A 17,629-nucleotide genomic window follows, 5' to 3' on the forward strand; every position below is an offset into this window, starting at 1 on the left:
ACAGCCGTCGCCGGCGCGACGCCGGTCTCGTCTGCGCGTCGGCGCGTCAGCGGGGAGAGCGGGCGGCCACGCCGTCCGGCGGGAGCAGCGCGTCGCACGCGGCGACGAGCCGCTCGCGCAGCGCCGCCCCGCGGGCGGCGAACGCGCGCTGGTGCCGCACGTACTCGGCCTTGCCCTCGGGCGTCTCGATCGCCACCGGCTCCAGCCCGTACGACGACACGTCGTAGGGCGACGCCTGCATGTCGACGACGCGGACGTCGCGCGCGAGCTCGAAGGCGTCGAGCACGACGTCCCCGGGGACGGCCGGCGTGAGCTTGAGCGCCCACTTGTAGAGGTCCATCGTCGCGTGCAGGCACCCCGGCTGCTCCAGGGCCGGCTGCGTCTCGCGCGTCGGCCGCAGGCGGTTGAGCGGACCGGCCTCGGGCGTGAAGAAGCGGAACGCGTCGAAGTGGGAGCACTGCACGGGGTGGTCCTCGACGACCCGGTCCGTCCCCTCGTGCCCGAGCCGCAGGGGGAGCGGGTGCCGGTGGTCGCGCCCGGCCGCCTTGTCGCGGTAGACCATGGCCCACTCGTGGAGCCCGAAGCAGCCGAACCGGCCCGGGCGCGACGCGGTGGCGTCGAGCAGGGCGCGCAGGTACCGCACGGTGTCGCCGCGGTCGGCGAGGAACGCGTCGGTGTCGAGCGCGAGGCCGTCGGGCGTGCGCCGGTACCAGCGCCATCCGGCGCGGTCGGCGTAAGGGTCGGGCGCCGCGTCGGTGCCCGGTACCGCACCGCTCGCGGCGGTCGGGGGAGCCAGCACGACGCCCGGCCCCGGGTGCCAGCGCCGGAGCTGGGCCGGACGCGTGGGGTAGTAGGTGAAGAGGAAGTCCTCGATCGCGTGCTTCTGCCCGAGCGGCTTGCGGTGCCGCCACCCGGCCGTGAGCGCGTCCGCGCGCTCGGCGTGGGCGCGGTCGAGCTCCGCCCACTCCGCGACAGGCAGCACGACGGGGCGGACGACGGGCGTCGTCCGGTGGGTCGCGGTGGCGGTCGCAGGCACGCACCCAGGGTACGAGAGCCCACGGGGAAGCCCTAGGAGGACGCGTGCCACGGAAACGAACCGTCACCATCTCGACCCTCGTCGTCGCCGCGCTCGCGTGCGCAGGCATCGCCACGGCGCGCGACGACTTCCCAGCCCTGCTCGACGAACTCCGCGAGACGGCGGGCAGCTCCGCGCAACTGCCGGACGCCACCGCATCACCCGACCCCTCCGTCGACGTCGAGGAGGTTCGGGCGCTACTCGATGAGCTCGAGGTCAAGGGCCGCGCGCCCAAGGCCGGCTACGACCGAGACCTCTTCGGGCCTGCCTGGGCCGACACCGACCGCAACGGATGCGACACCCGCAACGACGTGCTGCGCCGCGACCTCACTGCCGTCACCTTCAAGCAGGGCACGAACGGCTGCGTCGTCCTGAGCGGGACGCTCCAGGACCCCTACACCGGGCAGTCGATCAACTTCGAGCGCGGGCAGGACACGTCCTCGGCCGTCCAGATCGACCACGTTGTCGCCCTCGCCGACGCATGGCAGAAGGGCGCCCAGAAGTGGAGTGCTGAGACCCGCGAGCAGTTCGCCAACGACCCGTTGAACCTGCGTGCGGTCGACGGACCGACGAACCAGCAGAAGGGAGCGGGCGACGCCGCCACGTGGCTCCCCCCGGCCAAGGGCTACCGATGTGAGTACGTCGCTGCGCAGGTCGCGGTGAAGAGCGCGTACGGCCTGTGGGTCACCGCGGCCGAGGCCGACGCCATCGAGCGTGTACTGGAGGGCTGCTGAATCTCGCTCAGCTTGTGCCCTCGTCATCCGGTTCTTCGGGCGGTGGTTCTTGCTCTGAGCGTTCGTGTCGGATGAAGTCTGCGTGCGTGAGCTGTTGGCGCAGCGCCCGGAGTGCCTCCGCCATCTCGGGCGTCAACGGCACCTTGTAGTGGCTGCCGAAGAGGTGACCCACCTCGTGGATCTGCGAGCTCAACCCACGGCTCGCTGCCGCGATCAGACGCTCCCGGTCGCTGTCAGAGAGGTTCCAACTGGGGCCATAGGTCCGGAGAAGATCGTTCTCGACGGCGGACGCTGCCGCGGATACGGTGAGACGGCCCCGGAAGTCGGTGATCCGTTCCAGGGCCCGCTCGGCCTCGACCGCCGCCGCGAGCTCGTCCTCCTCCTCCAGGTTCTGGGACGTGACGGAGATGGCGAGGGCGTCGTCAGCCTTCCTCAAGAGCTCGCGCGTGGAGAGCTGGTAGTACCTCTGTCCCGTCTCGCGCTGGAACTCCGACACCAGGAGCGGGTGCGGCACGTCGCGCCCGCCCGGGACCTTCTGCCACCAATCCGTCTTGGCGTCGTCGGTGATGAGGACGACGTCGGTCCCGTTCTTCCTGGCGTGGGCGAGCACCTCGCACCACAGCAGGTAGTCACCCGCCGCCGCGGACACGCCGCGGCCAGTGATCTTGTGCGCGTCGTCGAACCCCGGGGGTAGGCGCAAGGGGACGCGGACCGTCTCGAAGTCGCGGGCACGCTTCGCGACCTTCTTCGCCCGAGGGGCTCGGCCGACCTGGTCGTCGTCGAGCAGTGTTTCGAGCTCGGCGAGGACAGGGTCGTCGCTCTGGTCGATGCGGTGCGGGTCGTCCTTCTCGAGCTCATCGAGTCCGTCGACGATCGCCTTGACCAGCGGGTTGATGAGCTCCTTCACGCGGGTGGTCGTCTCGTCGTAGCGGCCTTCGCCGCCGCCGAAGGTCTTCACGGACTTCTGGAGCGCGTCCGCCGCCGCGCGGACCGTCTCGTAGGCGGTGCCGATCCCGGCCGCGACCTCGCGACGGTTGCGGTGGAACTCGATGCCCACCTGGTGGGGGAGGAAGAGCCGGGGGCCGATCGCCTTCAGTACCTTGAGTCGCGTGGCGCGCAGGGTCAGGGGAGACGCGGTAGAGGCCGAGCAGCACGTTGGTGTCGAGCACGACCGTCGCCTCACGCAGGGCGGTGTTGACCTCGTCGTCGTCGGGCCGCTCGTAGTGGTGGCTGAACTGGGTTCGCACGCGCACACGCTACGCCCTCGGCGCTCGCTGTCGGTGGGGGCCGATACGCTCCCGCACGGCGACGCCCCTACCGGCTACCCCCTGAGCTGGTCGGGGCTCGTCGCGTCTGGGCTCAGCGGCGCTCGACGGCGTCTGCCCAGAGCCACGCCCAGCCCTCGCTTCCCTCGCGCGAGACGTATTCCCCGGCTATTCGGTCCTCGTCGGGCTCATGCGTCGGTGCCACGCCCGTGCCCTCAGGCATCAGGTCGGATGTACGGCGTCACCTTGACAAGGCCCGTTGGAAGATCAGAGACCGCTCGCGCAAGGTCTGGTGTCACGAGTTTCACCTCGAGGAGGACCTGCGGCTGCACCTGCTCTGTTACCGCTTCGCCGAAGGCGCTGAGCAGTTCGTCGGGGACGTGCGCGTACAGGCCTCGGGCCGTCCCCAGCTCGGTTCGGGTCCATTGGCACCGGACGATCCGGAACTGGGTGATTGGTATGCCCTCCGCGCGCAGCACGCGTTGGGCGGTGGGGGCGTCGAACACGCACAAGTCGCCGACGAGGTCGCTCCCTGGCGTGGTGTGCGCTGCGGCGAGCAGGTCTGCGGCCGTGAGCGCGTCGAGCGCCTTTCTCAGGATGGCGTAGCGCGATGGCTCGATCGGTCTGCCGGCAGAGGCTCTCTGCTGGAGGGGCTTGGGTTCCTCGCGCGTGACGGTCACGCGGGAGACGGCGATGCCGGAGCCGTCCCAGATCCCGTGCACCTTCAGCAGCTCGTCAGGTCGAAGGGTGGGCTCGGGTGGATCGGGCCACGTGGTCCTTACCGTCCATGGCGAGTCGTAAGGGGCAGTCTGCGCATGTTCCGGGTCGAGGGCGAGGCCTGTCTCGCCCTCGACCACAATGGGGAGTCCGGCGGCCACCACTCGTGACCCCGGCTGCAGCCCTTCGATCACGGTGATGGCGCTCAGTAGTTCGTCCCCACCATGACCATCCAGTAGTAGTACCCGGTCGGGCAGCCCGGCACGTAGAACCGCTGGCACTTCCATGACTTGAAGTCCGGTGCCACCTTCTTCAGGTACGCCATACGAGACTGACAGTTCGCAGACGACGTGATGTGGAAACCGTCGTAGGGCGTCCAGGTGATGACCTGCGGCGTGACGATGACCCCGCCGTCATCAGTGTCGACAGCGCCCCGCTCATCGATGCCCTGGAGCTCGCTGGCGACGTGAAGCTGGGCAACCTCGGCCTGGGCGTTCTCAGCAGCTGCGCACGCCGCTGCTGCGGCTGCCGGGCGAGCGCCGACAAGTAGGGCAACCAGGATCGTTGCCAGCACGGCAAGGGGGATCAACCCCTTGCGTGTACGCAAAGCGATCGATTCGTTCATTTCCACGCTCCTCTCTCGTCGGGAGCGTGCGCGAACTCCTGCAGCCCCCTGCTGGTGCCTGGGACGGTACGCCCGAACGTGTTCCTTGTCTCGGGATACCTCGGCCCGCCCGGCTCTGCAGCAGTCGCTACGGGCAACTCGAGGCTCCACTCAACTACCTGACCTGCACAAACAGATCCGATAGCCGGTTAACAGGTAGCGCACGTGGACCTGGCGGCCCGCCCATGCGACGGCCTCGCCGTCGACGCGGGCCTCGCCGCTCTGGCGCTGCGTGACCCACGCGCGCACCGGGATGCCCTCGGCCGGTCGCACGATCCGCTCGCCGCGCCGCGCGAGCTCGGGCGCTTCATCGGCGTGGTCGCGCATCGGGACCGTCTCGATGCCGGACGGTCAGCCGCCCGGAGGCGGACGTCGACGAGTACCCACGACACAATCGTATTCGAACACCAGTTCTATTGGGTTCTCGCCAAGGCGTCGTCGACGTAGGCGACGCAACTGCTGAGCCCGCACATCTCGTCGCACCCGGATGTTCTCCAGGGTGTTGTTGTCGACGCGGGCCTGACGAGGAGGAGAGGAGCCCGCGGCCAGCGGCGCGTAGCGGGGGTACGAGGCCGGAAGACGGCCCGAAGGCCATTCAGCCCCGAACGGGTGACAAAGGTCCTCGATCTTGTGTCTGGGCGAGCACCTGGCCGAGGTGACTGCCACGGTGGGGCGCGTCGGCCCGCAGGGGGCCAGACGCTTCAGTCGAAGGAGACCGCCAGGCATGAAGCAGCAGATGAGGCGCTCGACCACAGCACTCGTCACCGTGATGGCGCTCTGCGCCGCATCCATTCCCACGGCTGCCGCGCAGGAATCGAGCACCGCCACACAAGACCCGACCACGGACGTGGCCGTGCTTGATGGCCTCAATCCTCAGGCCGAGGTCCTAGTGATCGACGTCGGTGAGGGGCCCGGAGACCTGAGCACCCTTGTCGTCGACGTCAACGACCTGACCGAACGTGAGCAGCACGAGGTGGCGAGCGACCTTGAGATCATGCTCGACGCTGACGCCACCGCACAGGTGCTGCCCGCCGGTGAGGCTGAGAGCCAGCTCGCGCTCGACACAACAGTCGGGGCGGCGCTGCGCGAGGCGGGCGCACCCCAGGGCGGCGGGGGTGTCGTCACCGCGATGAAGACCGCGGCGACAGTCTCGATCAAGTGCAAGGCTGACCGCGAGTTCGTCGACGCCAACAATCGGCTCAGCATCCAGAACAACTGCCCCGTCAAGAAGGTCCACTGGGGGCTGCGTCTGAGCGACGGCTTGAAGAGCATCATCAACTCAACCGTCACTGAGCGTGGTGCCAAGGGCTGGCGTAACGGGATCTCCCTCGGCATGAACGCCCGCCACGCCAACGTGGGCAAGACCTACTGGTTCCACGGCGGGTTCTCGATGAACAGCGTGCCTGCGACATTCAAGTTCGATGACCAGTTCACGTTCACCATCCGCTCGGGAGGCAAGACCCTGCCTGCCTCGCTCTACGTCTGCAAGACCGTCAGGCTGACCGCATGAGCGCCAGCGACAAGCCCCCTGCCGCGGACCTCGCCACCATCACGACCTGGCTCCCCGAGGAGTCCCATGGGGTCGCCACGACCGACACCGATCGCCATGAGGTCTGGATCTTCTTCCCGATGCTCCGCGGCGGATTGCGCACCGACCAGCTCTACGTCGGTAAGCGAGTGCACCTCACCTACGAGCCGACCCCCGACCAAGACGGCTACAAGTGGATCGGGATCGAGGTAACGCCGCTACCCCGATAGTGTCCGGCGCGGGCCCGCAGACACGGGCCCGCGCCCTCGCACTGCCTGCCGCGTGACAGACACCGTCCACGATGCAGAAAGCCAGCATTCCCAACGATCTCTCGCGTCTCGCTCAGGGGAATACGTGTTCGAACAGCGGCGTAGCCTGGACGGGTGACGACGACCGCGCTCGACCCGCTCGAGGTGGCTCGCGCGACCTTGCGTCGCGCCGAGCTACGCACGGGCGTGCGCGCGTCGACGCCGGGCGTCGTCGACCTCGACGACGGCCCGCGGCCGCTCGGCGCGATTCTCGACGACGGGCGCCTGCCGCGTGGCACAGCGAGCGTCGTGACGGGCTCGACGTCGCTCCTGCTCGCGCTACTCGCGACCTCCCAGGGCACCTCGGACTGGCTCGCCGTCGTCGGCGCGCCCGACGTCGGGATGCTCGCGGCCAACGACGCGGGCGTGGCGCTCGACCGCGTCGCCCTGGTCCCCAAGGTAGGGGAGGACCCTGCGGGCGTCGTCGCGGCCCTCCTGGGTCGTCGCGGCCCTCCTGGACGGTATGACCTACGTCGTAGTAGGCCCCGACGCCCACCTCAGCCCATCCGAGCGACGCCGCTTGCTCGCCCGCGCGCGAGAACGCGGCTCGGGGCTGGTGAGTGTCTCACCGTGGGATCAGGCCGCGGTGCGTCTCGACGTCGTCGAGCGCCGCTGGGCGGGGCCGGACCGTGGGGCCGGCTACCTGCGTCGTTGCGAACTCGACGTCGCTCGCACGGCACGCGGCATGACGGACCGCTGGACACTCACCCTGCCCATGCCGGGAAGCCCGCTCGTCGACGCCGTCGACGGCCAAGCGCGCCCGGCAGCGTCGACGCGCCGCACGCGGCTGCGCCTCGTCGGGTAGGGCCTCGCCGCTCGGCGCTCGCGGCCCCGGGTCAGCGGTTGTTGTACGCCTCGACGACGGCGGCCGAGATGCGGCCGCGGTCAGACACCTCGTGCCCGTTCTCGCGCGCCCACTGACGGATCGCTGCCCGGTCGTCGCCACTGGCGGCGGGCACGGTGCGCCGTCCAGCGCGTCGTCCGGCGTCGATGAAGGGCTGGAGCGCGCGCAGGAGCTCGTCGCGGTGCTCGTCGTTGAGGTCGATCTCGTAGACGGTGTTCTGCCACGCGAACCGGTAGGGCTTCGCACCCTCCGTGCCGTCCAAGTCGTCGGTCACGATCACGCGCTTCTGCTGCACCATGCGCCCCATGATCGGGCATCGGCGCCCATGGACGCACCAGAACGGTGCTGGCCCCGTCCCAGCGCTTCGCAAGTGGCCCTCAGGCAGAGGCTCGGGTGATTTCCTGCGCGCTGGCGTCGTCCGGCGTTGAGCCCTCGGGCGGGGGCTGGCTATGGTCAAGCATGAGCAACCAACCGGAGGACCCGCGTGACCCTGACTACGAGGGTCGACGGTTCGCTAGCGACGAAGAAGCCGCCGCGGCATTGCCTGAACCGAGTCTCGACGACCCAGTCGCCGTGGGCATCTTGTTCCTCAAAGCGCTGCGAGACCCGGTGCAGTACTCGAATGCGCTCCACAATCTTGTCACTCCGGAGTCGCTCGACGCCTGGGGAGATTTTTCAGAGGCCGCGAAAGGCCTCGAGGCTATTCAGAACCCGGGCTTTGGAAGCAGGGCAAACAGGGCTCACGATGCTTCGGACGTTGCGTACGTCAAGATTCTCTCCAACATCGAACAATCGTACGAGGTAACAGAGGAGCAGGTGGTCCTCGCAGCAGCGGTGGTGACGCTTGTCTGGAGGCCTGAGTTCGGGCAATGGATGGTACATGGGCTCGGCGACCACATTCGCCCCGAAGACCTGCCACGTACCTCTCCCAACGATGCGCCAGAGGAGAGTCCGGAACCGTAGATTTTTACTCGGCCACTTCAGGGGATGGAAGTTCTATGCCATCCGGTCGTGAGAGCCAGTACGTTCGGTACTCCCGTTGAACGATGAGGCTCGGTGAGCCGGGACTGCTTCGGCCGGGCGAAGGTTCGGCCGAAATGAGGCGGTAGCGCCCGGGCTCTGAATCGTGCGTTTGGTAGATCGGGGCATGGCTGATCGCAAACGACCAGCTGATGCTCCCCCCACTGTCGAGCTGATCAGAGTAGGAGACTCCAGGTGGCTGCCCCTCCAATGACCGCGTTGCGGCATCCTCTTGGGTCACCCAGTGTTCGATCCAGGTCCAGGCGAGAAACTCAATCGAGTGATCTGCACCTGGGGCCAGCGTGACGACCCGGTCGTAGACCCTCTCTCCACCGTCCATCGGCAGGTAGTCGACTCGCAGTTGGACGACTCTCTGGCTGCCGTTGTAGATCCCAATGTGGCCCTGGACACCGAGCGCCTTGCGTGCGTCGGCGGGGAGCGTGAAAGACGCGTCCAGTGGGCAGCGTTCCCAGGAGTTGGCCTGGTAGGGATTCGGCGAGAGCGTCGGTGGCCAGAAGATCGTCTGCTGAGGGATGACCGAGATAGCTGGAAGTGTCGCGTCGATGCGAGCTCGATGAGCCTCTACGACGAGTGCCCTGCTATGGCCTTCCTCCTGCCGCGCGATCTCGAGCGCGTCATTCGCGGTTTCTAGACCTGCTGCTGCTGCCTGGGCCGCCTCGCGCGAGGCATTCGCACTCTTCCGCGTCTCCCACGACTGCCAAGCGACGATTGCTGCTGCGACGCAGGCAGCAGTAGCAGCGACGACCTCGGCTCCATCCGGCATGTCCCGAAGGTAGCCCCGAAAGGGCCCGCAGTACGGGTGAATCTGGAGCAGGGCGCGACGCTACGGTCCGACGTGCTCCACCATGCGCGCCATGGTGATCGCAGATCAGGTTCAGCAGGTAGGGGAGCGCGCGCGTGGCCGCGTTCCGGAGGATCACGGCCTGGGTGGCGCTCGCGGCCCGGGAGGGGCCTCAGAGGGCCCGTGGGAGACGTGGGAGCCGTGGGAGCCCTCGTGGGAGGAGCCTGGGGGCACTGATCCTTGGTGGCCCGGTTGGGGGCCTCCTGACGCGGAGCGCGTGCGGGTGAGCGCGCGGGGCCCGCGGCGCTCGTGGACCTGGACGCGCACGGCCGCGGGGGACGAGTTCGAGCAGGTCGTCGAGGAAGGCGCCGTGCTCGCGGTCGAGGTCGACCGCGGCGGCGGCCCTCGCTCGCAGACCGTCCGCGGCGGGTCGCAGGTCCAAGACGGGGGAGACAGCCGGGCGCTCGCGGTGCTCCAGCTCGTCGTCGACGTCGTGGGGGTCGTCGTGACGGTCGGCGGGCTCGTGGCGACGGTCGCTGCGTTGGGGTGACCCGGCCGTCCCGCGGGGTCGGGCGTCGGAGCTTCGCCGGCTGGGGTCTGGGGGACGGTATGTCCTGGCTCTGGCCCTGGCCCGCGCGGTCCCCGGGTGAGCTGCTCGTCGAGCTAGCCCCCAGGCAGACATACCGCCGTGGGATCTCCTCGAGCTGAGCCGGCGGTGGTATGTCCGGGGGCTCGTGGTCGTCGAGCTGGGCGGCGAGCTCGTCGAGCTAGGGGGAGACATACCGTCGCGCTGGTCTGGCTCGAGCTCTCCTCGAGCTCGAGCGCGCGCCCGGGTTGTCGGGCTGCTGCTGGGGGCCCGCGTCGACGCGGGGCTTCGGTGGGGGCGACGTCGTCGTGCTCCGGGTCTCGTCGCGGTCGTCGTGCGCGGGCTGGTGGGGCGCTCGCGGCCGCGGCGGTCGCTCGTCGACGTCGGCGCTCGCGGCTGGTGGGGCGCTCGCGGGCGGCCGTCGGGGTGGGGGCTCGTCGGGCCGGGGCCCGGGCGGTATGTCTGGGGGGAGGGGGGGTGGCCGCGGTCGTCGAGCTGCTGGTCGGGCTCGAGCTGCTCGTCGACGGGGAGCTGGTGGGACATACCGTCGGGCGTGAGCTGCGTGAGCTGCGTGAGCTCGGGGGTGTGGGGATCTCGGTGGGCTGGTCGTCGAGGGGGTGCTCGTCGACGTCGGGCGTGGGGTCACGGGCGTGGGCTACCAGGGCCAGTGGTGGGCGAGGGCGATCAGGGCGAGGCGTAGGGCGGTGGTCGCGGCTTCTCGGTGCCACCAGGGGCGTCCTTGGTGGCGGGCGCGTCGTCGGGGGCTGTGGTGCTCGGGCATGGTCGTCCTCTCGGGTCGTGGGGCCCCGGTCGGGGCCCTCGCTTCGAGGGTGCGGGGGCTGTCGAGCCACCCCCGCGGCGCTCGCGGCCGGGAGCCGGCTCCGGGTCGGGGGCGGTATGTCTGGGCGCGGAGGCCGCGGCTGGGTCGGGGGCGAGCTGCGTGAGCTCGCGGGGGACATACCGTCGTCGCGGTCGGAGCTGGAGGAGATCTCGGCGGCCTGGCTATGGGGCGTCGGCGCGGCGGACTTTCACCCGCCGCGCGGTTTTCCCGATGTGGGCGCGACCGGGAAGAATGGCCGTGAACGTGCTGTGAAGACCCGGCGCGTCCGGCCGGCCGACCGCGCGTCGGCCGGCCACCCCGACCCGAACGACCGATCTCGCGGCGAGGCCGCGGAGGAGCACCATGTCGCAGCCGCCCACGGCACCGCAGGACCCCTACCAGTTCGACCCCTACCGGCCGCAGGGCTCCGACCCGGCGCAGGAGGGGCACGGACAGGGGCAGGACGCGTGGGCGCCGCAGGGAGAGCCGCAGCCCCAGCCGTACGGCTCGCCCGACGCCGCGTACGGCGCGCCCGGGGAGCAGGCGCCCTACGGAGACCCCGGCAACCCGCCCTACGGTGCCGATCCTCAGGCCGCGTACGGGCAGCAGGGCTACGGCCAGCCTGCCGGGTCCCCGGCGCAGGGGTACGCGCAGCCCTACCCCGACGCCGGCGCGCAGCAGCCGTACGGCCAGCCCTACGGCGACCCTGCCCAGCAGCCCTACGGCGCCGCGCAGCAGCCCTACGGGAGCCCGTACGGGAACGGCTACGCCGCGTACACGGCGCCGGCGCCGTCGACGGGCACGATGGCGATCGTCGGCTTCGTGCTGGCGATCCTCGGCTTCCTCGGCAGCTGGATCCCGTTCGTCAACATCTTCGCTGCGGTCATGGGCATCGCCGGCGTGGTGCTCGGCTTCGTCGGGCTGTCGCAGGCGAAGCAGGGCCGGTCGGGCAAGGGCTTCTCCATCGCGGCGATCGTGCTCGGTGTGGTCTCGGTGCTCGTGACCATCCTCGTGTGGGTCCTCTTCGTCGTCGCGGCGAACGAGGCCTCGTCGCAGTACGAGCAGTCGCTGGCGGAGATCCAGGAGGACTCCGACCGCGCGCTCGGCGAGTCGACGGACGAGATCCTCGCGAACGACCTCGAGGTCGAGATCGGCACGTTCGAGGGCACCGCCGACGAGTTCGGCTGGGTGGAGTCCGCGCTGCCGGTCACGCTGACCAACACCTCCGACGAGGCGCTGACGTTCGACCTCGACATCGACGCCGTCGCGGCCGACGGCACGGTCGTCGAGTCCGACTTCGCCTACACCGACGAGCTCGCCCCGGGCGAGTCGACGACGGTCGAGACCTTCGACTTCATCGACTCCGAGAACCTCGAGGCGATGAGGACGGCGACCTTCGAGGTCACGCGCGTGAGCGCGTACTGACCGGCGCTGAGCACCGAGGGACGGACCGGTGAGCACGAACGACAGGACCCCGCCCGACGACGCGGCGCCCGCACCCGCGTGGGGCACGGCACCCGGCGCGGCGGGGGAGCGCGAGCCCGCGCCGTCGACGCCGGACCCTGCGGAGACCTCGCCGCCCGCGGACGGCGGCGAACGCCCGGCCCCCGGCGACCCTGAGCCGGCCGCGCAGCCCGCCCGGGTCCGGCGGCCGGGGACGGGCGTCCTCGTCACGGCGTGCCTCGGCGTCCTGCTCGTCGGGGCCGTCCTCCTCACCGAGGCCACGACGGTCCGCATGGGCTGGGCGCACGTGGGCTGGCTCTACCCGGTCGCCGGAGCCGTCGTGCTCACGGTCGGCGCCGTCGCCTGGCGTCGGGGCACGCGTGGCGTGCCGGGGGCGACGCGCGCGCTCGTCGCGCTGCTCGCGGGGACGGTCGTCGTCACGACCTGGGTCGCGGTCGACGTCGTGCCCGCGGCCGGTCCCGGCTACGGCGTGGGGAGCTCGCTGCGCGGGTACCCGCTCGGCGGCGGGTCCGACGACGGCCCGGAGATCACGGCCGTGTCCGACCGCGTCTGGTTCGGCGACTCGGTCCGGTACGCCGACGGCCTCGTCGTCTCGGTCTCGGCCCCGCAGGCGTACACGCCGAGCGAGCACGCGGCGGTGCGGGACGGCGACCCGCCGGACTCCGTGCGCGTCCGGGTGCGCCTGACGAACGGCACGGGCCGCGCCGTCGACCCCGGGAGCATCGACGTGCAGCCGGTGTCGGGCGGCCTCGTGGCCCGCCGGGTGTACGACTACGCGCCGGACGTCCTGCTCGAGCGTCCCGACCTCGTGGCGCGGGGGTCGAGCGGCGAGTGGGATCTCGTGTACGCCGTCCACGACCCGGAGGACGTCACGGTGGCGCTGGAGCCGACGTGGGCGAACTACGCGGTGGCCGTCTTCTCCTGGTGACGCCTCTCCCGACGTGCGCAGGCGTCACTCCGTGCGCCGCAGGTACTCCTGCGCGAGGCGGTGCGGGGCGCGGGCGAGCCACGCGTCCTGCACGAGCTCCTCGAGCTCCGGCACAGGGACCCGGTCGAGCCGCGCGAGCACGATCGGGTACCCGTCGAAGTGGCTCGTCGTGAAGAACGTGCCGGGGTCGTCCTGGATCAGCGCGGCCTTCTCGCCCTCGTCCGCGACGCGCAGCGCGACGGGCGGCTCCGCCGGGGCCGCGTCGCCCAGCTCGTCGAGGTCGCGCGGGCGCAGGGGGCGCTCCCACACGAAGAGCTTGCCGTGCACCGTCCACCGGCGCGCGTCCTTGAGGCCCGTACCCGGCAGCACCGCCACGACCCGTCCGACGTCCTCCCACGAGGCCATGCCTCCACGGTAGGCACCCGGTCGTGGGCGGGCCACACGGCCGCCGCCCGGCCCGACGCGGCGGGTCAGAAGGGCGCGACCTTCCCGAGCGGAGGGAAGATCTCGTCGAGCTCGGCGAGGTCCTCGTCCGTGGGCCGCCACGCGCCGGCGGCGGCGTTCTGCCGCACCTGCTCGGGCTTCGTCGCACCCGCGATCACGCTCGACACCTGGGGCCGGGAGAGCAACCACCCGAACGCGACCTGCACCTCGGTGATGCCGCGCACCTGGCAGAACGCGCCGAGCCGCGCGAGCGCCTCCCAGGGCGCGGACTCGAGCAGGTGCGGCTTGGTGCGCACGAGCCGGCCGTCGTCGGGCCGCGCGCCGTGCGCGTACTTGCCGGTGAGCAGGCCGTTCGCGAGCGGGAAGTACGGCAGGACGCCGAGCCCGTACGCCGCCGCGGCGGGCAGCACCTCGAGCTCGGCCGCGCGGTCGACGAGGTTGTACTGGTTCTGCGCGGACACGAACCGCACGGTGCCCGCCGCGCGCGCGACGAACTCGGCCTCCGCGATCTGCCACCCCGCCCGGTTCGAGTGCCCCACGTAGAGGACCTTGCCCGAGCGCACGAGGTCGTCGAGCGCCGCGAGCGTCTCGTCGATCGGCGTCCGCGGGTCGGGGGTGTGGAACTGGTAGAGGTCGATGCGGTCGGTGCCGAGGCGGCGCAGCGAGTCCTCGACCGCCCGCACAACGTAGCGGCGCGAGCCGCGCGCGTCGAAGTCCGCCCCCGCGGCCCCGCGCATCGACATGCCGAACTTCGTCGCCACCACGACGTCGTCGCGCCGCGACCCGAGCGCCTGGCCGAGCAGCTCCTCGCTCAGGCCCGGGCGGCCGCCGTACGTGTCGGCCGTGTCGAAGAACGTCACGCCCGCGTCGAGCGCGGCGTCGACGACGGCGCGCGTGCCCTCCAGGGTCTCCGTCGCCGTCGCGGGGCGCCCGAAGTTGTTGCACCCCAGCCCGACGGCGGACACCGCCAGGCCGGACCGGCCCAGGCGGCGCAGGGCGGGGCGGGGTGCGGTGTCGTCGCTCGTGGTGGTCATGCGGCCGACCCTACGTCGGCCCGCGCGACGACGTGACGGCGGAGGCGCGCGCCGCGACGGACGCGACGAGCCGTTCCAGCGGGCCGCGGCCGATCGCCCAGCGCCACAGGGTCGCGACCACGAGCGTCGCGAGCACGAGCGCGAGGAGCGGCCCGTTCGTCGTCTGCTCGTACGCCGCGTCGCCCCACGCCCACAGGACGACGATCTGGGCCGAGTAGACCGTGAGCGCCATGGCGCCGACCGCGGCGACGGGGGCGAGCGCCCAGCGACCGACCCGGCCCGCGAACAGGCACAGCCCCAGCACCGCGACGGCGAACCCGCCCGACCCCACGACCTCGAGGAGCGTGTCCGTGTGCGGGCCCGCGAGCCAGAGGTACGCGCTCGTCGGCCACGGGTCCTCCCACCCGAGCGGCTCCGGCCGGTACGCGCTCGACCACACCGCGGCCGCGTCCTCCACGGCCTGCGCCCCGCCGAGCGGACCCGTGAGCGCCGCCGAGACGCCGTACCCGAGCCCGGCCGCCAGCAGCCCGCCAGCGACCAGCGCGACGCGCGTCGTCCTCGCGCCGAGGTCGGACCGCCCGATCGCGATCCCGACGAGCACGTACGCCATCCACACCACCGCCGGGTAGTGCCCCGAGACGAGGAAGTCCGTGAGCGCGCCCGACCCGTCGTCGGGCAGGTGGAGCCCGCCGCGCGCGAGCACCTCCGGGAGCCACAGGGCGAGCACCGGGCCGACGACGGCTACTACGCCCGCGAGGACCAGGAGGTCCCGGCGCCGCCAGCGCAGGAACGGCAGCGCGAGCACGAAGTAGGCGGCGTAGAAGCCGAGGATGAGCAGCACGCGCGTGCCGAGCAGGTCCAGCAGCCCGGCCAGGGCGAGCAGGAGCACCGCGCGCACGAGGACCCGGGTGCGGTTCTGGAGCGCGGGCAGCCCGTCGAGCGGGGTGCGTCCGCCCGAGACGAGGGCGAGCGACACCCCGGCCACGAGCGCGAAGAGGACCGACGAGCGGCCGTGCGACAGCGAGAGCCAGCCGGAGACCTCGCCGAAGTCGTCCGTCGTGAAGCCCACGTGCGCCGCGAACATCCCGAGGACCGCGACCCCGCGCGCGACGTCGAGCCCCGTGACGCGGCCCGGCCCGCCGAGCAGGAGCGCGGCGTGGCGCCGCGCGAAGCCGGCTGAGGGGCGAGCGGGGTCGCCGGGGGCGGAGGTCGTGCCGGTCGCGGCCGTCATGGGGGGATTGTCCGTGCGCGGGCGCGCTCCCACCCCGCCGCCACGCCGGGGAGGAGCCGCGCGGCGACCGGCGCCCAGAGTGTGAGAACGGGGTCGAGAACGCCGCACCCGCGGCCTACGGTGCGGGTATGACGCACACCCCCCACGGCGCCGACGAGGCCGCCGAGCACCACGCCGACGCCCCCACCGGGGCAGGCAGCGACCCCGCGCAGGAGTCCGAGTCGTACACCCACGGCCACCACGAGTCCGTGCTGCGCTCGCACCGCTGGCGCACGGCCGAGAACTCGGCCGGCTTCCTCCTGCCGCACCTGCGCCCCGGCATGAGCCTCCTCGACGTCGGCTGCGGCCCGGCCACGGTCACCGTCGACCTCGCCGACCGCGTCGGCGACGGGCGGGTCGTCGGCGTCGACGCGTCCGAGGCCGTCCTCGACAGCGCGCGCGAGCTCGCCGCCCAGCGCGGCACCGCGAACATCTCGTTCCAGCACGCGAACGCCTACGAGCTGCCGTTCGCCGACGGCACGTTCGACGTCGTCTACGCGCACCAGCTCCTGCAGCACCTGTCCGACCCGATCGGCGCGCTGCGCGAGATGCGGCGCGTCACGAAGCCGGGCGGCCTCGTCGCCGTGCGCGACGCCGACTACGCCGCCATGACCTGGTACCCCGAGTCACCGGGGCTCACCGAGTGGAACACGCTCTACCACGAGGTCACCCACGCCTACGGGTACGAGGCCGACGCCGGCCGTCGCCTCTTCTCCTGGGTGCAGGACGCCGGGTTCCCGCTCGACGGGATCGAGCCCAGCGCGAGCACCTGGTGCTACGCCACCCCCGCCGACCGCACGTGGTGGGGCGGCCTGTGGGCCGAGCGGTGCGTCGCGTCGAACTTCGCCGTCCAGGCGAAGGAGTCGGCACTCGCGGACGACGTCGCGCTCGAGCAGCTCGCGCAGGACTGGCTGCGCTGGGCCGAGGAGCCCGCGGGCTGGTTCGCCGTCCTCAACGGCGAGGTCCTCGCCCGCGCGTGATCGACCGGGCACGGCCGGATAGCCTGGGCCCGTGCGCATCGCGAGATTCACCACCGGAGACGACCCCCGCTACGCCCTCGTCCAGCAGGAGGGGGACCGCACCTACCTCGCGGTCCTCACGGGCGACCCGCTCTACATGCCCGTCACGCCGACGGGCGAGCGCGTCGAGCTGGGCGACGGCGTCCGGCTCCTCGCGCCGGTGATCCCGCGCTCCAAGGTGGTCGCCGTGGGCCGCAACTACGCGGACCACGCGAAGGAGATGGGCAACGACGTCCCGACGAGCCCGCTGCTCTTCCTCAAGCCGAACACGTCGGTCGTGGGCCCGGACGACCCGATCGTCCTGCCCGACTTCTCGCAGGAGGTCTCGTACGAGGCCGAGCTCGCGGTCGTCATCGGTCGCCTCGCGAAGGACGTGTCGCCCGAGGCCGCGCCGGCGTACGTGCTCGGGTACACGGTCGCGAACGACGTCACCGCACGCGACGCGCAGCGCACCGACGGCCAGTGGGCGCGCGCCAAGGGCTTCGACTCCGCGTGCCCCCTCGGGCCGTGGATCGACACCGACCTGAACCCGGAGGACGTCGGCGTCCGCAGCCGCGTCAACGGTGAGGTCAAGCAGGACGGCCGCACGAGCGACATGATCTTCGACATCCCGTTCCTCGTGTCGTACGTCTCCGAGGCGATGACCCTGCTGCCCGGCGACGTCATCCTCACCGGCACCCCCGCGGGCGTCGGGCTGATCGACGTCGGCGACCGCGTCGAGTGCGAGGTCGAGGGGCTGGGCGTCCTGAGCAACCCGGTCGTCCGGCGCGGCTGATCGTGGGACGCGGTCCGGACCGCGCCGTCGCGCGGTGGGCGGGCTGGGGTGCCGTCGTCCCGTGCGTGGTCGTCCTCGTGCTCGCGGTCCTCGCGATCGCCTCGAGCAACGTGCCCCCGGGCGAGGTGCTGGCGTACGCCGTCGTCCTGGCGATCATCCTGGTCCCGGGGTGCGCGCTCGCGGGCGCCGCCCTCGGCGCGGCGGTCGCGGCGACGCGGTCGTGGCGGGCCGGACGCGCGGGAGGCGCGGCGGGGACCGTCCCGGACTGAGACGAGGACGGGCCCGACTCCGGACGCCCGGGCGGCGGACGGCGTCGGGCAACTAGGCTGGGA

At 71.8% G+C, this 17,629-nt stretch carries 21 protein-coding genes; 11 read left to right on the forward strand and 10 right to left on the reverse strand.

The window, feature by feature from the left end; translation table 11 throughout:
* Window positions 1–46 precede the first annotated feature (46 nt).
* Complete coding sequence (locus ACI769_RS07725) at window positions 47–1,036, reverse strand: 3-methyladenine DNA glycosylase (RefSeq protein WP_369824886.1); 990 nt, start codon at window positions 1,034–1,036, stop codon at window positions 47–49.
* Window positions 1,037–1,080: 44 nt separating this feature from the next.
* Here ACI769_RS07725 and ACI769_RS07730 point away from each other — a divergent pair, with 44 nt between their 5' ends.
* Window positions 1,081–1,809 carry an HNH endonuclease family protein gene (locus ACI769_RS07730; RefSeq protein WP_081895958.1) on the forward strand — a complete coding sequence of 243 codons (729 nt, stop codon included), beginning with the start codon at window positions 1,081–1,083 and terminating at the stop codon, window positions 1,807–1,809.
* Between the two features lie 7 nt (window positions 1,810–1,816).
* Here the strand turns inward: ACI769_RS07730 and ACI769_RS07735 are convergent, their stop codons facing one another.
* The 4 genes from ACI769_RS07735 to ACI769_RS07750 form a co-directional block, all read right to left on the reverse strand.
* Window positions 1,817–3,064, reverse strand: coding sequence for a PIN-like domain-containing protein (locus ACI769_RS07735; protein ID WP_409141443.1), 1,248 nt, complete (start codon window positions 3,062–3,064; stop codon window positions 1,817–1,819).
* A 225-nt stretch (window positions 3,065–3,289) separates the two neighbouring features.
* Entirely contained in the window at window positions 3,290–3,985 is a 696-nt protein-coding gene (locus ACI769_RS07740; RefSeq protein ID WP_085387631.1) for a hypothetical protein, read from the reverse strand.
* Window positions 3,986–3,996: 11 nt separating this feature from the next.
* Window positions 3,997–4,416, reverse strand: a complete 420-nt coding sequence (locus tag ACI769_RS07745) for a hypothetical protein (RefSeq protein ID WP_034654486.1) — start codon at window positions 4,414–4,416, stop codon at window positions 3,997–3,999.
* Between the two features lie 150 nt (window positions 4,417–4,566).
* Window positions 4,567–4,782: a hypothetical protein gene (locus ACI769_RS07750; RefSeq protein WP_043655110.1), complete on the reverse strand. Its 216-nt coding sequence runs from the start codon at window positions 4,780–4,782 to the stop codon at window positions 4,567–4,569.
* Window positions 4,783–5,179: 397 nt separating this feature from the next.
* Here ACI769_RS07750 and ACI769_RS07755 point away from each other — a divergent pair, with 397 nt between their 5' ends.
* From ACI769_RS07755 to ACI769_RS07765, 3 genes are all read left to right on the forward strand, one after another.
* Window positions 5,180–5,965, forward strand: a complete 786-nt coding sequence (locus tag ACI769_RS07755) for a hypothetical protein (RefSeq protein ID WP_409141444.1) — start codon at window positions 5,180–5,182, stop codon at window positions 5,963–5,965.
* Window positions 5,962–6,213 carry a hypothetical protein gene (locus tag ACI769_RS07760; protein WP_034654493.1) on the forward strand — a complete coding sequence of 84 codons (252 nt, stop codon included), beginning with the start codon at window positions 5,962–5,964 and terminating at the stop codon, window positions 6,211–6,213. Before ACI769_RS07755 ends, ACI769_RS07760 begins: the two co-directional genes overlap by 4 nt.
* A 541-nt stretch (window positions 6,214–6,754) precedes the next feature.
* Window positions 6,755–7,096, forward strand: a complete 342-nt coding sequence (locus ACI769_RS07765; protein ID WP_137281009.1) for a hypothetical protein — start codon at window positions 6,755–6,757, stop codon at window positions 7,094–7,096.
* A gap of 31 nt (window positions 7,097–7,127) precedes the next feature.
* On the opposite strand, the gene ACI769_RS07770 is transcribed toward ACI769_RS07765, so the two are convergent.
* The gene (locus ACI769_RS07770; protein WP_034654496.1) at window positions 7,128–7,433 is read right to left on the reverse strand and encodes an Lsr2 family protein; all 306 of its coding nucleotides are present in this window, start codon (window positions 7,431–7,433) and stop codon (window positions 7,128–7,130) included.
* A gap of 161 nt (window positions 7,434–7,594) precedes the next feature.
* Here ACI769_RS07770 and ACI769_RS07775 point away from each other — a divergent pair, with 161 nt between their 5' ends.
* On the forward strand, window positions 7,595–8,098 hold the full coding sequence (locus ACI769_RS07775) for a hypothetical protein (RefSeq protein ID WP_128082837.1): 504 nt from the start codon (window positions 7,595–7,597) through the stop codon (window positions 8,096–8,098).
* Window positions 8,099–8,102: 4 nt separating this feature from the next.
* Here ACI769_RS07775 and ACI769_RS07780 read toward each other — a convergent pair whose 3' ends face one another.
* The gene (locus ACI769_RS07780; protein ID WP_409141445.1) at window positions 8,103–8,939 is read right to left on the reverse strand and encodes a hypothetical protein; all 837 of its coding nucleotides are present in this window, start codon (window positions 8,937–8,939) and stop codon (window positions 8,103–8,105) included.
* Between the two features lie 301 nt (window positions 8,940–9,240).
* Between ACI769_RS07780 and ACI769_RS07785 the strand changes: the two genes are divergently transcribed.
* From ACI769_RS07785 to ACI769_RS07795, 3 genes are all read left to right on the forward strand, one after another.
* Window positions 9,241–9,507, forward strand: a complete 267-nt coding sequence (locus tag ACI769_RS07785; RefSeq protein WP_085387632.1) for a hypothetical protein — start codon at window positions 9,241–9,243, stop codon at window positions 9,505–9,507.
* A 1,219-nt stretch (window positions 9,508–10,726) separates the two neighbouring features.
* Window positions 10,727–11,788 carry a DUF4190 domain-containing protein gene (locus ACI769_RS07790; protein ID WP_409141446.1) on the forward strand — a complete coding sequence of 354 codons (1,062 nt, stop codon included), beginning with the start codon at window positions 10,727–10,729 and terminating at the stop codon, window positions 11,786–11,788.
* A 28-nt stretch (window positions 11,789–11,816) separates the two neighbouring features.
* Window positions 11,817–12,755 carry a hypothetical protein gene (locus ACI769_RS07795; RefSeq protein WP_409141447.1) on the forward strand — a complete coding sequence of 313 codons (939 nt, stop codon included), beginning with the start codon at window positions 11,817–11,819 and terminating at the stop codon, window positions 12,753–12,755.
* A gap of 24 nt (window positions 12,756–12,779) precedes the next feature.
* On the opposite strand, the gene ACI769_RS07800 is transcribed toward ACI769_RS07795, so the two are convergent.
* From ACI769_RS07800 to ACI769_RS07810, 3 genes are all read right to left on the reverse strand, one after another.
* Window positions 12,780–13,160: an MmcQ/YjbR family DNA-binding protein gene (locus ACI769_RS07800; RefSeq protein WP_043656664.1), complete on the reverse strand. Its 381-nt coding sequence runs from the start codon at window positions 13,158–13,160 to the stop codon at window positions 12,780–12,782.
* Between the two features lie 65 nt (window positions 13,161–13,225).
* Entirely contained in the window at window positions 13,226–14,233 is a 1,008-nt protein-coding gene (locus ACI769_RS07805; RefSeq protein ID WP_051028304.1) for an aldo/keto reductase, read from the reverse strand.
* 10 nt (window positions 14,234–14,243) lie between these two features.
* Window positions 14,244–15,464 (reverse strand): heparan-alpha-glucosaminide N-acetyltransferase domain-containing protein, encoded by a 1,221-nt coding sequence (locus ACI769_RS07810; RefSeq protein WP_051028303.1) that lies wholly within the window; start codon window positions 15,462–15,464, stop codon window positions 14,244–14,246.
* Window positions 15,465–15,592: 128 nt separating this feature from the next.
* On the opposite strand from ACI769_RS07810, the gene ACI769_RS07815 reads away from it, so the two are divergent.
* Genes ACI769_RS07815 through ACI769_RS07825 form a run of 3 tightly spaced genes read left to right on the forward strand, consistent with a single transcriptional unit; the run spans window position 15,593 to window position 17,566 of the window.
* On the forward strand, window positions 15,593–16,483 hold the full coding sequence (locus ACI769_RS07815; RefSeq protein WP_043656661.1) for a methyltransferase domain-containing protein: 891 nt from the start codon (window positions 15,593–15,595) through the stop codon (window positions 16,481–16,483).
* Window positions 16,484–16,514: 31 nt separating this feature from the next.
* Window positions 16,515–17,297 (forward strand): fumarylacetoacetate hydrolase family protein, encoded by a 783-nt coding sequence (locus tag ACI769_RS07820; protein WP_034654511.1) that lies wholly within the window; start codon window positions 16,515–16,517, stop codon window positions 17,295–17,297.
* Between the two features lie 2 nt (window positions 17,298–17,299).
* Window positions 17,300–17,566, forward strand: a complete 267-nt coding sequence (locus ACI769_RS07825) for a hypothetical protein (protein ID WP_186325277.1) — start codon at window positions 17,300–17,302, stop codon at window positions 17,564–17,566.
* Window positions 17,567–17,629: the final 63 nt, after the last annotated feature.

The organism is Cellulosimicrobium sp. RS, assembly GCF_046159675.1.
Classification (GTDB): Bacteria; Actinomycetota; Actinomycetes; order Actinomycetales; family Cellulomonadaceae; genus Cellulosimicrobium; species Cellulosimicrobium funkei.